General features: G+C 59.6%; 12 protein-coding genes. 6 read left to right on the top strand and 6 right to left on the bottom strand.

Annotated elements, in window-relative coordinates:
- Positions 1-63: 63 nt before the first annotated feature.
- The 3 genes from AC0TN7_RS21425 (at position 64) to umuC (ending at position 2770) form a co-directional block, all read left to right on the top strand.
- Positions 64-930: an aldo/keto reductase family oxidoreductase gene (locus AC0TN7_RS21425; RefSeq protein ID WP_248164233.1), complete on the top strand. Its 867-nt coding sequence runs from the start codon at positions 64-66 to the stop codon at positions 928-930.
- Positions 931-1089: 159 nt separating this feature from the next.
- Positions 1090-1524, top strand: coding sequence for a translesion error-prone DNA polymerase V autoproteolytic subunit (umuD, locus tag AC0TN7_RS21430; RefSeq protein WP_024909162.1), 435 nt, complete (start codon positions 1090-1092; stop codon positions 1522-1524).
- On the top strand, positions 1508-2770 hold the full coding sequence (gene umuC / locus AC0TN7_RS21435) for a translesion error-prone DNA polymerase V subunit UmuC (RefSeq protein ID WP_267216596.1): 1263 nt from the start codon (positions 1508-1510) through the stop codon (positions 2768-2770). The genes umuD and umuC overlap by 17 nt, the downstream gene beginning before the upstream one ends.
- Here the strand turns inward: umuC and AC0TN7_RS21440 are convergent.
- Positions 2723-3052, bottom strand: coding sequence for a hypothetical protein (locus tag AC0TN7_RS21440; RefSeq protein WP_473702419.1), 330 nt, complete (start codon positions 3050-3052; stop codon positions 2723-2725). The genes umuC and AC0TN7_RS21440 overlap by 48 nt on opposite strands.
- An 82-nt stretch (positions 3053-3134) precedes the next feature.
- Positions 3135-4022 (bottom strand): LysR family transcriptional regulator, encoded by an 888-nt coding sequence (locus AC0TN7_RS21445; protein WP_024909159.1) that lies wholly within the window; start codon positions 4020-4022, stop codon positions 3135-3137.
- Between the two features lie 97 nt (positions 4023-4119).
- Here AC0TN7_RS21445 and AC0TN7_RS21450 point away from each other — a divergent pair, with 97 nt between their 5' ends.
- The gene (locus tag AC0TN7_RS21450; protein ID WP_463726616.1) at positions 4120-5175 is read left to right on the top strand and encodes an SDR family oxidoreductase; all 1056 of its coding nucleotides are present in this window, start codon (positions 4120-4122) and stop codon (positions 5173-5175) included.
- Positions 5176-5215: 40 nt separating this feature from the next.
- Here AC0TN7_RS21450 and AC0TN7_RS21455 read toward each other — a convergent pair whose 3' ends face one another.
- Positions 5216-6196 carry an NAD(P)H-dependent flavin oxidoreductase gene (locus AC0TN7_RS21455; RefSeq protein ID WP_463726617.1) on the bottom strand — a complete coding sequence of 327 codons (981 nt, stop codon included), beginning with the start codon at positions 6194-6196 and terminating at the stop codon, positions 5216-5218.
- A 128-nt stretch (positions 6197-6324) separates the two neighbouring features.
- Between AC0TN7_RS21455 and AC0TN7_RS21460 the strand changes: the two genes are divergently transcribed.
- Positions 6325-7209, top strand: a complete 885-nt coding sequence (locus AC0TN7_RS21460; RefSeq protein WP_032645435.1) for a LysR family transcriptional regulator — start codon at positions 6325-6327, stop codon at positions 7207-7209.
- Here the strand turns inward: AC0TN7_RS21460 and AC0TN7_RS21465 are convergent.
- Positions 7181-8635, bottom strand: coding sequence for an aminotransferase-like domain-containing protein (locus AC0TN7_RS21465; protein ID WP_473702420.1), 1455 nt, complete (start codon positions 8633-8635; stop codon positions 7181-7183). The two genes, AC0TN7_RS21460 and AC0TN7_RS21465, sit on opposite strands and share 29 nt — an antisense overlap.
- A 96-nt stretch (positions 8636-8731) precedes the next feature.
- Here AC0TN7_RS21465 and AC0TN7_RS21470 point away from each other — a divergent pair, with 96 nt between their 5' ends.
- On the top strand, positions 8732-9499 hold the full coding sequence (locus AC0TN7_RS21470) for an arylamine N-acetyltransferase family protein (RefSeq protein WP_024909154.1): 768 nt from the start codon (positions 8732-8734) through the stop codon (positions 9497-9499).
- 22 nt (positions 9500-9521) lie between these two features.
- Here the strand turns inward: AC0TN7_RS21470 and AC0TN7_RS21475 are convergent, their stop codons facing one another.
- Complete coding sequence (locus tag AC0TN7_RS21475) at positions 9522-12599, bottom strand: efflux RND transporter permease subunit (protein ID WP_473702421.1); 3078 nt, start codon at positions 12597-12599, stop codon at positions 9522-9524.
- Positions 12596-13744, bottom strand: a complete 1149-nt coding sequence (locus AC0TN7_RS21480; RefSeq protein WP_473702422.1) for an efflux RND transporter periplasmic adaptor subunit — start codon at positions 13742-13744, stop codon at positions 12596-12598. Before AC0TN7_RS21480 ends, AC0TN7_RS21475 begins: the two co-directional genes overlap by 4 nt.
- Positions 13745-13797: the final 53 nt, after the last annotated feature.

Consider the following 13797-nt stretch of genomic DNA (forward strand, 5'->3'; position numbering starts at 1 on the left):
TAACTAAGGGCTCCCTGAGGGAACCTGTTGTAAATCCGGATCATTTTTATGAGGAAGGTCAACATGAGCAGCATTGATAAAAGCGGGACGTACGCGCTCGGGACGCGGACGGTGAAACGGCTGGGCTACGGTGCGATGCAGCTGGCCGGGCCTGGCGTCTTTGGGCCGCCGAAGGATAAGCAGGCCGCGCTGGAGGTGCTGCGCGAAGCGGTGGCGGCGGGGGTGAACCACATTGATACCAGTGATTTTTACGGCCCTCATGTCACTAACCAGCTGATCCGCGAGGCGCTTCACCCGTACCGGGACGATCTGACGCTTGTCACCAAGATCGGCGCCCGTCGCGATGACAAAGGCGCCTGGCTGCCGGCCTTTTCCGCGCAGGAACTGACGCAGGCGGTGCATGACAACCTGCGTAATCTGCAGCTGGACGTGCTGGACGTGGTGAATCTGCGGATCATGTTTAGCGCACACGGGCCGGCGGAAGGATCGATTGCTGAACCGCTTTCCACCCTGGCCGAATTACAGCAGCAGGGGCTGGTGCGTCATATTGGCCTGAGCAACGTCACGGCCACCCAGGTCGCGGAAGCGCAGAAGATGGTGCCGGTGGTGTGCGTGCAGAACATGTACAACATTGTGAACCGGGGTGACGACGCGCTGGTGGATCTGCTGGCGCAGCAGGGGATTGCGTATGTGCCGTTCTTCCCGCTGGGCGGCTTTACGCCACTGCAATCTTCCGGGCTGCAGGCTGTCGCCGACTCGCTGGGCGCAACGCCAATGCAGGTTGCGCTGGCATGGCTGCTGCAGCGTTCCCCAAATATCCTGCTGATCCCGGGCACCTCTTCCGTGGCGCATCTGCGGCAAAACCTCGCGGCAGGGGAACTGCAGCTGCCGCCTGACGCACTGGAAACATTGAATACGCTGATGGACTGATCGTCACAGGCGCAAAGCCGGAAGGGCGCTTCCGGGCTTTGCGCGTTTTAAATCTTCTGACACTTCAACGCGTTTGGGTTCGCCTCCGGAAATGACCTTGATCCCTGGCCATAATCCGTAATACTGTATTTATATACAGTACCTGGCGAGAAAGGCATTATGGACACTCTCTTTTCTTATCATCCAAACCAATCTATTGAATTACCGTTGTTTGCAGAGCGTGTAGCCTGTGGCTTCCCCAGTCCGGCGCAGGACTATGTGGAAGATCGTCTCGATCTTAACCGGCTGGCAGTGAGACACCCCAGTGCGACCTATTTTATCAAGGTGAGTGGAGACTCCATGATTGGCGCGGGGATCGGTGACGGCGATCTGCTGGTGGTCGATCGTTCGTTAAATGCCGAACATGGGGACATCGTCGTGGCGTCGGTCGCCGGTGAGTTTACGGTGAAAGAGTTACAGACCCGCCCGGTTCTGAGACTTCTGCCGCATAATGCCCGCTATCAGCCGATTACCTTTCAGTCCGAAGAGGAGCTGCAGATCTTCGGCGTCGTCACCCACACGCTTAAAACGCATAAACATGTTCGCGCTGGTTGATGTGAATAGCTTCTATGCCTCCTGCGAGAAGGTATTTCGCCCCGATCTGCAGGGGAAGCCCATCGTGGTGGTGTCCAATAACGACGGCTGCATTATTTCACTGTCGCCGGAGGCAAAGCAGTTCGGCATAAAAATGGGGGAGCCCTATTTTAAATTCAAAGAGAAGGGCTATCCGTCGCGGGTTTACGTCTTTAGTTCGAACTATGCGCTGTATGCCGATCTCAGCAGTCGGGTGATGCAGACGCTGACGGATCTCGCTCCGGCCATAGAAATTTACTCGATCGACGAGGCGTTCGTGAACGTTTCAGGGATCGGTAACTGCCTTGCACTGGAAGCGTTCGGACACCAGATGCGCACGCAGGTCTATAAAAATACGGGCTTAACCGTTGGCGTCGGTATTGCCCCGACCAAAACGCTGGCGAAGCTGGCCAACTATGCGGCGAAGCGGTGGGCGGGCACCGGCGGCGTGGTCGATCTCTCAGACCGGGAGCGGCAGCGTAAACTGCTGGCAAAGGTGCCGGTAGAGGAGGTGTGGGGGGTAGGGCGGCGCATCACGAAAAAACTGAACGCAATGGGGATTACCACGGCGCTGGAGCTGGCGGAGGCCTCCTCGTGGGTCATTCGCAAACATTTCAACGTGGTACTGGAACGCACGGCGCGCGAGCTTCGCGGCGAGCCCTGCCTTGACCTGGAAGAGTACACCCCCACGAAGCAGCAAATCATCTGTAGCCGTTCGTTTGGACACCGCATTACCCAATACGAAGAGATGCATCAGGCGATTTGCGCCTACGCGGAGCGCGCCGCAGAGAAACTGCGCGGCGAGCATCAATACTGTCGTTTTATCAGCGTGTTTGTACGCACCAGCCCGCACGCTGACAACGAAATTTATTACGGCAATCAGGCTTCTGTCACCCTGATGACGCCCACCAATGACTCGCGCGATATCATCCGCGCCGCCACGGAGGGGCTGGGGCGGATATGGCTCGACGGGTATCGCTATATGAAGGCCGGGGTCATGCTGGCGGACTTTTTCAGCAGCGGCGTCGCCCAGCTTAACCTGTTTGACGATAATCGTCTGCGCGCCAACAGCGCGGCGCTGATGGAAATGATCGACAGCGTAAATCACTCCGGCAAAGGGAAGATATGGTTCGCCGGGCAGGGGATTGAGAAACCGTGGGCGATGAAGCGTGAGATGTTGTCACCGGCCTATACGACGCGGTACGCCGATTTGCCGGTGGCGAGGTAGAGGATGGTTGCGTAATTTCTTTTGCATCAACCAGGTTGCCGCAGCCGCCAGCACGCCGATCAGCGGCATTTCGCCCGCTCCGGACAGGAAGTTATGGCGATCGATCTCATTATTTTTACGGATATCCGCAAGGCGGGTAAGCGCCTCTTTTTCATCCGCAGCGCCGATCTCCTCAAACTGTTTTTCAAACCCCTGAGCGATGAGCTGAGCGGCCGCATCGGTGTTTGCGCTCTCAATCGCAATGAGGTTCGGGCCTTTTTGGAAAAAACAGTAATCCGGCATACGTGCTCCAGAAAGAGGGAATACGGTAAAAACACTCTATTCTTTGCGATTAAAAAATGCACGTGATTTACGGCGGAAACAATCAGTTTTTCTTTATTATTTCAGGCAGTAACTGCTCAATCACGCTGACGACCTTTCTGACGCGCTGCGGAATAAAGCGGGCGTCAGGATAGACGGCATAGAGGAAGCGATCGGGTAACCGCCAGTCGGGCAGCACCGGTACCAGCGTGCCGGTTTGCAGCGCGCGTGTCACGAGCGGCTGCTGCATGCCGCCGATACCAATGCCGGACTCAAGCGCCTGCAGCAGCGCGTCGCTGGTGTTGGCACGGAAAACAGTATTCACGTTGACCTCGACCGTCTCCTCGTCAGACATCAGGCGCAGGGGAGCACCCAGCGGAATGCCGCTGAACCGCACGTGTGGCAGCGTCGCCAGCTCGCTGACGGCGCGTACCGCCTGAAAGCCGGGGGCGGCAAACAGCCTGGTTTCAATACGCCCCAGCACGCGCGCCGCATGCGCCTGCGGGGGCTCACTGCTCAGCCGTATCGCGACATCCACGCCCTCCGTCACCAGATCGGCAAGGCGGTCATCCAGGGAAAGCATCAGCTGCAGCTCGGGATGCAGACGCTGCAGCGCCAGCAGATGCGGCAAAAAAATCTGCCCCAGGCCGCTCGGTAACTGGACATGGACGCGTCCCTGAACGCTATGATCGACAGGATGTAAACGCCTCTCCGCTTCTCCCATGGCGTCCAGCACAAGCTGCATATCACGCCGGTAACGTTCACCCTGTTCGGTCAGCTTCATCTTACGCGTCGTACGGTGCAGCAGTACCACACCCAGTGATTCCTCAAGCGCCGCGATCTGTTGACTGACGGCGGACTGCTTAATACCGGTCTGACGGGCGGCCGCTGAAAACGAGCCCGCTTCAGCGACGCGCAGAAAGGTAGAAATGGCATTGAGCTTGTTATTCATTTAATGATTCTGCTTATAAGTGCCATCGGTTTCATGGGATATCTACAGAAAAAATAATATATCACACTGCGTCTGTCACCCTTTCCGGAGAAACATCATGAATAAGATGCAGCAACACAACGTCGCCCTGGTCGCGGGCGCCAGCGGCATTGTCGGCAGGCAGCTGGTCAACACGCTCCTGCACCATCAGTGGGAGGTGATCGGCCTTAGCCGCCATGCCGCATCTCATCCTGACGGCATCCCCGTGGTGAACGTCGATTTACTGGATGCGCAGGACACTGCACGGGCGCTGCACGCCCTGGACGGAGTCACCCACATCTTTTACAGCGCCTGGGCGAACGCGGCGAACTGGGCAGACATGGTTGAGCCGAACGTCACCATGCTGCGTAACCTGGTCAGCACCCTCGAAACAGCGGCACCGCTGCAGACGGTAAGCCTGATGCAGGGCTACAAAGTCTACGGTGCGCATCTGGGGCCGTTTAAAACCCCGGCGCGGGAAAGCGATCCCGGCGTAGCGGGTGCCGAATTTAACGCCGCGCAGCTCACGTGGCTCAGCCAGTTTCAGCGGGGGAAAGGCTGGCACTGGAATGCCATCAGGCCGGGCGTGGTGGGGAGCGCGGTGCCGGGCAATGCCATGAATCTTGCGCTGAGCATCGCTCTGTACGCCTCCCTGTGTAAGGCGCTGGGTTTACCGCTGCGTTTTCCCGGTTCAGAACAGACCTGGCGCAGCATTGTTGACCATACCGACGCCGGGCTGCTGGCCGAGGCAACGCGGTGGGCCGCCACGTCACCTGCGGCACAGAATCAGGCCTTCAACGTAAACAATGGCGATATCTGGCGCTGGAGCGAGCTGTGGCCGCGCATCGCACGCTGGTTTGAACTGGACTCTGCGCCGCCGGTGAGGTTGTCATTTCATCAGCTGTTTAACGACTATCGCGGCGTATGGCGCGAGCTTGCCGAAGAGCGGCTGGTGGAAGCGGATATTTTGCAGCTAAGCGACGGGCGGTTTGCCGATTTTGTCTTTAGCTGGGATTACGACATGTTCGGTGACGGGAGCAAGCTGCGCAGGGCGGGCTTTACGCAAATGCAGGCGACCGATGAGATGTTTTTCCGCCTGTTTGCGCAGCTGAGAGCCGCGCGGATTATTCCCTGAGAACACAGGGCGTCCTGATAACCATCAGGACGCCGAGGGCTTACTCAACCGCTAACAGATTGACGATCTCGGCCACGCTTTTCACGCTGCGGATATTCCCAATCCCCGTGCCGAGCGCGATATAGCCTTCATCGGTGTTATTTTCCAGCATGCCCAGACGCAGGCCCCGTAATCCTCCCATCGCCTTGCCCAGCGCGTCGTTGCTTGCGCCTGCTTTATCCATCGATGCCAGTTTTTCCGCCAGCTTGCCGGGAAGCGCGCGGTAGTAATGGGGCACGGTGCGAAAAAGCAGCAAGTCCAGGCCGTTGGCGGCAACAATTTTCTCTTTGACCCCCTGCGGCACGCGGCTTTCTTCGGTACTGATAAAGACCGATCCGGCAAACACGCCTTCCGCACCTAACGCATGCGCTGCTCTGGCGGTGCGATTATCGGTAATACCGCCCGCGGCCATCACCGGGATGTGCTTCACGGCATCGGCAATCAGCGGCACGATGGAAAAGGTGCCAAGCGCCGTTGCGGGTAACGTTCCGCCCTCATCAAAACCGGTGGCGACGATAATGTCTGCCCCCAGATCTTCTGCGAGACGGGTGTTTTCCGGCGTGGGATTGATGTCGCGGTAGATAATAGCGATCCCTGCCTCTTTTAACTCGCTGAACAGCGAGGGAATAATGCTGCCTTCCCCATAGCCTGTATACACCACGGCCCTGACGCCTTCCTCTTTTACCACCTTAAGAATTGGTCCAGTCCAGACGTCATTAACGGCGGTGGGGATCAGGTTCACGCCAAACGGTTTTTCGGTCAGCCGTTTGGTTTTACGAATTTCTTCGCGCATTTTTTCGGCGGTCTCCTCCGGCGTGGAGACCGCGGTGTCGGCGGTTAAGCCTGCATTGGGTCCCAGCACACCGAGCCCGCCGGCATTGCTGACCGCGGCAACTAAACGGGCATCGGTAAGCCAGGATAACGGCCCCTGAATAACAGGCTTTTCGATACCCAGGATCTGACAGATACGGTTATTTTTCATAGCAGACTCTCCCTTACGTTTGGATGGAGGAGAGTGTAGGGGGCAATATTGTTAGGAAAAATAGCCCAAAAGATTCATCACTGTTATAAAATCAATAACAATATCCCGTTCGCGGTTTGAAATCCTTTATGCAAATAAATCTCTTTGAATCTATTCGAATTTTTATTGAAATTGTCGAGTCAGGTAGTCTTACCCAGGCGGCGGAGAATCTGCAGGTCCATCGCCCTGCAGTCACCAAAGCGTTACAGCTTCTGGAGCAACACAGCGGCACGCGGCTCCTGCAGCGCACAACGCGTCGAATTAGCCTGACGCCGGATGGGGAGGCGTTCTATCGCCAGAGTAAACCCCTGCTGGCGCAGGCGGACGAATTGCTGGAGTCGTTTGGTACGGACCGGGCAATACACGGTCAGCTGCGTGTGGATATGCCGGTCTCTTTTGCCACGCTGCGGGTGATACCCAATCTGCCTGATTTTTATCGTCAGCATCCCGAGATCGACATCATTCTGAGCAGCTCTGACCGCCGTCGGGATATGCTGCGGGATGGCCTGGACTGCGTGCTGCGGGTGGGCGAGCTGGACGACGGCGATTATATCGCGCGTAAAGTCGGGAACATTAAAATCACGACCTGCGCCAGCCCGGCCTGGCTGGCAAAACACGGTACGCCAGAAACGCCGGATGATTTACGCAAGCATCAGGCCATCAACTGGATTAACAACAGCAGCAGGCACATTCAGCCGTGGACGTTTACCACGCCAGAGGGCGTCGCGGAGATCGCGCTACCCGGTAAGCTGGTGGTGGATAACTCCGAGGCCTACATCGCGGCAGGCCTGGCCGGGCTCGGGGTAATGCAGGGGATGAATCTCTTTCTCCAGCCTTACATTGACCGCGGCCTGCTGGTTGAGGTCCTGCCAGCCTATCGCTCGCCGGACCGCAAGCTGTCACTGCTCTACCCACACCGTCACCTCTCCCGCAAAGTGCGGGTATTTACCGAGTGGCTGGAGAGTCTGGTGTGAAAGTGGCCAGTTCATGGCATAGGGCCCCAATCTGCCCTACGGCATTGAGCAGGCAGGGCGTCGGCTCGTTTGCGCAGTTTAGCCGCAGAAAGTGCGTGAGTTCTGCGCCAGGAGAAAACAGGGGACCGGGGCTGACGCCAATACCCAGCGCCAGCGCGCGACGATGCACCTCCAGGGCGTTGACCTGCTGAGGCAGTTCTACCCACAGCAGGAAACCGGCTGCGGGTACACTAACGCGGGTTCCGGGGGGAAAACTGGCCTCGACCCGCGCCACGACGGCGGCTATTCCCTCCGCGATACGCCGCTTTAGCCGCCGCAGGTGACGGTCGTAGTCGCCGCTTGCCAGCATCTCGCTCGTCGCGGCTTCCAGCAGCGGTGCACCTGCCCAGTCTCCGGCCATGCGGGCCTGCAAGACCTGCGTGTGGTAGCGTCCGGCGGCAATCCAGCCGATTCGCCACCCCGGCGCAAGCGTTTTAGACAGGGAGCTGCAGTAAATCACATTCCCGCTCTGGTCGAACGCCTTGCAGGCCGGAGGACGTTGCCCCTCACCGACCAGATCTCCGTAAACATCGTCCTCAATCAACGGAATTTCTGCCTCTTCAAGCAGGGCAACCAGTTCCTGCTTGCGTGCGACGGGCATGCTGGCACCCAACGGGTTTTGCACGGTGGGTGAGGCCAGGACGGCAGCGGGGCGATGGCAGCGAATGGCGTCAGCCAGCGGTTCCAGCAGCAGGCCTTCAGCAGGATCGGTGGGGATTTCTAAGGCCTTCAGGCCTAAATCCTCCAGCAGCAGGAGCGTGCCAAAGTAGGCGGGCTGCTCAATTGCCACCACATCACCTGGCTGACACACGGCCCGAAGTGCCAGGCGCAGCGCCTGCGTCGCGCCCGAGGTGATAATGAGATCGTCCGCGCTGAACCGGGCTCCCCATTGCGCAGAGCGCGCGGCAATCTTACTTCGTAGGTCTGCTCTTCCCGGGGGCAGGCTGTAGCTCTGTCCATGCGCTTCCAGACGACGGCCCGCGGAGTGCAACGCCCGCTGCAGCGCGTCTCCTGGCAGCCACGCGGGATCGGGCAGGGCGGCGCCCAGCGGGATAAGCCGGGCTTCTGCACTGCTGAACAGCGACCGGGCCACGGCGGATAGGGTGACGGGGACCGGGCCGGGTGAGGAGCGCGCGGGCTCCACGCGCGGTGACAGGTTGGTCTGGCGGATGTAGTAACCTGAACGCGGGCGCGCAACGATCAGCCCTTCAGCCTCGAGGCAGCGAAGGGCCTCCAGCGCCGTCGGAAGGCTAACGTGCTCGCGCTCGGCCAGTTTACGCGCGGAGATCATCCTGTCACCGGCGCGCAGCGCGCCAGACGTCAGCGTGAGGCGCAGCATCTCGGCAATTCGGCGATAGTGTGGGGACGACTGGGACGGGGCAGACATGGGTATCTGTTCAGGCTAATTTTCGATAAAACTGACTATACAGCCAATGATGCGCGCCATCTATAGTGTCCGGCATGTTCAGGACAAGGAGGCATTATGCACAGCGATAATTTCAACATTTCCACCTATTTCAAACGCATAAACTACACCGGACCAGCGGCTGCCGATACGGCCACCCTGCATGCGCTGATGCGTCATCAGCTCTTTTCCGTTCCCTTTGAAAATCTGGACGTGCAGGCGGGTAAAATTGTCTCGCTGGCGCCAGACGACATTGCCGATAAGGTGTTAACGCAGGGGCGCGGCGGCTACTGCTATGAGGTAAACGGGCTTTTTGCCATGGCGCTGGCGGCGTTAGGGATACCTTACCGTTTCGTGGCGGCGCGCCCGATGTTCTACCCCGCGCGGCGGCCGAAAACCCATATGGCGTTGATTGCCGAGGTGGAGAGCCGACAGTGGCTTTGCGACCTCGGGTTCGGCAGCTACGGCATTCGTGCGCCGATGGCGCTGGACACGCTTGATGTGGATATCACGCAGGATTTCGACACGTTCCGACTAAGCCGCAGTGCGGAGGGCGAATATCTGCTTGAGGCGAAGGTGGAGGGAGAGTGGGCCCGGCAATACGGCTTTGATCTCACGCCTCAGGAATGGATTGATTTCGTCCCGGCCAACTACCTTAACTCCACGCATCCGGATGCGATCTTTGTGCAGAAGCGGGTGGTGGTGCAGCACAGCCCGGAAGGACGTCAGATTTTACTGGGCGATATGCTGAAAACCATCACCGCGAACGGCACTGAAACGCGGCAGCTGGCGGAGGATGAAATCCACCAGGTCCTGAAAGACCGTTTTGCACTGACCGCCGCGTAATCAGCCGGGAAACGGTGGAGCCTCAGCGCAGTTCATCTTCTGTGGCTTTGCGCTGAGCGCCCCACTGTAACAGCAGGCTAAACGACGCGGGTAACACGGTCAGCGTCACCAGCGTCGCAACCAGCAGCCCGCCGATGATGGCATAGGCCATTGGACCCCAGAAGACCTGGTGAGAAATGGGGATCATGCCCAGAATGGCGGCACAGGCGGTCAGACAGATGGGTCTGGCCCGGTGTTCCGCAGCCGCCATAATCGCGGCATCGTTTGTCATCCCCTGAGCAATATTGCTGTCAACCTCGCTAATCAATATCACCGCGTTCCGCACGATCATCCCCGCCAGGGCGATAACGCCCAGCAGCGCGACAAACCCCATCGGCGTTCCGCCGGGCAGCATAGCCAGCACGATCCCCGGTAAACCAAACGGGGCCATCAGGAGGGCCAGCAGCATCCGGGAATATCGCCGCAGCTGAAGCATCAGCAGCAACAGCATGATGACCAGCGTTACCGGAAGAACGGTAAAGACGGAGTTGTTCCCCTTATCCGATTCGGCAACCGCGCCGCCTTCTTCAATGCCGTAACCTGCCGGCAGGTTCGCGCGAAGTTTATCCACCGCCGGACGCAGCGCCGCGGATACCGCTTCAGCCTTCAGCCCCGGGGCAAGATCCGTTTGCACCGTGATAAAGGGTATGCGCTGCCGACGCCAGATGACCGGATCGTCCACGCCCCAGACCGGCGTCGCGACGGCGCTGAGCGGAATTTTTTTACCGTCATTCCCCTGAATCGTGAGCGAGGAGAGGGTGGCGGTGCTGTGACGTTCATCGTCCGTGGCCCGGAGCACTACGTCGACAAGGCGGTCGTTATCCCTGATGGACGTGACAACGCTGCCGGACCAGACGGTGTTCAGCGTGCGGGCGAGGCTTTCTGACGATATTCCCGCCGCCCTGGCCGCCGTCTGATTCACCTCAAGGGTGATGACCCTCTCCGGCTCTCCGGCCGTCTGGTTAACGTCGCGTGAGTACGGGGACTGCCCAATCGCGTCCGTGAGACGGTTCGCAAACGCCCGGACCTGCAGATAATCGGGCCCGCTCACCCGGTATTTGATTGGCCAGCCGACGGGCGGCCCCAGCTCAAGGGGCGACACCCGCGTGATGATGTCGCTAAACTGCGTCGCCAGGATCCTGTTGAGCTGCGCATGCAGACGATCCCGCGCCTCAAGGTCTTTAGCCACCACAACCATCTGGGCGATATTCTCATTTTCCAGCAGCACGTCCATCGGCAGGTAAAAACGGATGGCGCCCGACCCGACGTAGGTCGAGTAGCGATCGATGTTGCCGTTGCCGACCAACGCCTTTTCCAGCTTTTCCACCTCTCTTAACGTTTCCGCCTGCGACGCGTTGGCCGGAAGCGTCAGGCTGACCAGCAGCTCAGGCCGGTCCGAGGCGGGGAAAAACTCGCCCTGCATAAACGTCGTGCCGTACACGGACAGCCCCAGCGCGGAAAGGGCGAGCAGCACGGTAGCGACCCGGTGACGCAGTGCCAGGCGTAAAAGCCGTCCGTACCCGCGCGCGATCTTTCCGGGGCCCGCCGCGTGATGTCTGACTTTTTCCGGCAGCAGCCACGTACCCGTCAACGGCGAAAACAGGATCGCGACAGCCCAGGAACAGAGCAGGGCGATGAGCACCACCGCAAACAGGGAAAAGCAGTATTCACCGGCGCTGGAGGCCGCAAAACCAACGGGAATAAAGCCAGCAATCATCACCAGGGTACCGGTGAGCATCGGGAAGGCCGTCGTTTTGAATGCATGGGTGGCCGCATGCCGACGGGAATCCCCGGCTTCCAGCCGGGAGACCATCGTTTCGACGGCGATCATGGCGTCATCCACCAGCAGGCCCAGGGCAATGATCAGCGCCCCGAGCGAGATACGCTGAAGGCCGATGCCTGCGAACATCATGCCGGCAAACGTCATGGCGAGCACCAGCGGGATGGCCGTCGCCACCACCAGTCCGGCCCGTAAACCCAGCGAGACAAATGAGACCGCCAGCACGATAACAACGGCTTCGATAAGCACCCGGATAAACCCGCTTACCGCATCACTCACCACCGCTGACTGATCGGCGACTTTCACCATCTCGATACCGTGCGGCAGCCCGGCGCTGAGGGTCGCCATTTTTGCATTCAGCGCAGCACCGAAACGCAGCATGTTGCCTGTCGGCGCCATCGAGACCGCCAGCCCGATAGCCGGTTTGCCGTTCACCCGGTAGGCCGGGGCCGGTGGCTCGGCGATTTCCCGGGTGACGGTGGCAATGTCGGTTAGCGGGATATAGCGATTGTTAACGTGCAGCGTGACGGCGCGTAAACTCTCTTCGGTCGTGAGCGCACCGCTGACCTTTATCGCCATGTTCTCCTGCCCGGTACGCATCGTTCCTGCCGGGACAACGGCGTTTTGCGCCCGGAGGGCGTCGGCGACCGTCTGAATATCCAGCCCCATACCGGCCAGGCGCGCCGGAGAAAAGGCGAGAACCCACTGCTCCTGCTGTTCGCCCAGCAGGGTGGTTTTACCCATATCCGACAGGGACATCAGCTCGCGCCGTATTGTCTCTGCGCGAACCCGCACCTCCCGCAGGGTGAAACCATCGGGAATAAAGGCGTAAATTGTGCCGAACGTGTCGTCAAACTCGTCATCCACGGCAGGACCCTGCACCCCTTCGGGCAGGGACGGCGCGATGTCCTGCATTTTTTTGCGAACCTGATACCAGATATCGGGCACGCTTTGCGGGGGCGTATCGTCACGGAGGTTGACGTGGATAACGGTGCGTCCGGCCCGGGTTTCACTTTCGAGATAGTCCAGCCAGGGCGTTTCCTGCAGCTTTTTTTCAAGCGTATCGGTCAGCAGTCGGGTGGTATTCGCCACGGATGCTCCCGGCCACTGCGCGGAGACGACGGCCGTTTTAATGGTGAATGCCGGATCTTCGTTACGCGGCAGCTTTTCATAGCAGAACACGCCCATCGCAATCACCAGCAGCATGAAAAAGCTGACCATCTGCTGGTTCTTCAGCGCCCAGGCGGAGAGGTTAAATTTGGCTTCCTGTCCTGTGTTCATGGCTGAACCTCTCCGGGCATCACCGGCTCGCCGGACCGCAATGTGCTCACGCCCGCCGTAATCACCCGATCGCCTGGCTCAAGGCCGGAGGCAATCATGACGGAGGAGGCCGTATAGCTCGCGGGTACCACCACGCGCAGCCGCGCCCGCGACTGCGGGGTAATCACAAAAACGGCCGGTTTGTCGCCGGCTCGGGTCAGCGCGGACGCGGGAAGGGTGTACCCGTGCGGGGCTGACGATGGCAACGTGACGGTAACGCTGGCACCCAGCGCCATGGCCGCCGGTGGGTTTTGCAGGGTGGCCCTGACGCGCCAGGTGCGGGTCTGAGGATCGGCCTGCGGGGTGATATCCCGCAGTAGGGCAGACGCCTGTACCGACGGGGCGCTGAGCAGGGAAACCTGCAAAACCGCCTTATCCAGAGGCGGGATCGTATCGGGCGCGGCAATATCAAACACCACGTCGCGGACTTCCCCGGTTGCCAGCGTCAGCACGGACTGACCGTCGCTGACAACCTGTCCCGCAGAGGCGTTCACGGCCGTAATGACGCCCGCTTGTGGGGCGAACAGGTGCGTCCAGCCGAGGCTTTCGCGGGCATTTCGCCACGCGGCCTCGCTGCTTTTTAAGCGCGCGCGGGCGACAAGCCAGTCCGCACGGGCGCTGTCGAGCTGCGTGCGGGCTATTGCACCCGTTGGCATGAGCTTTTGCATGCGACTGACGTTAAGCGCGGCGACCTGCGCTGAGGCTTTGGCGCTTTCATAATCGGCCTCAGCGCCGTCGAGCTGGTTTTGCCCGGTCGTATTGTCAAGCGTGGCCAGCAGCTGTCCGGCGGTGACCCTGTCACCAATATCGACGCTACGCGTCAGTATCCGCCCCCCGGTACGAAAGCTCAGGGTCGTTTCATCGTGGGCATGGATCTCACCGGTTCTTTCCAGCGCGGGAAGGGAGTGGGCGGTGCCAACGACGACGCAGCGTACCGTTCGCACAGGGTTGGGTTTGTTTTCGTGTTTATCACCGCAGCCGGTCAGCGGAAAAATCGCCAGCGCAAGCAGGGCCAGGGGAAGAAAATGCAGCCAGGAAAGGGTGCGCGCCACGCCGTACAAATGATGCAGGCAGTGGCGGAGGGAGAGAAAAAATTCGTCTGACATAACGCCGCTCCATAAAGGGAATGGCGTTATTAAATGTGCGCTACGTCGAGAAA

It is taken from the genome of Enterobacter sp. PL_is511 (assembly GCF_055816065.1).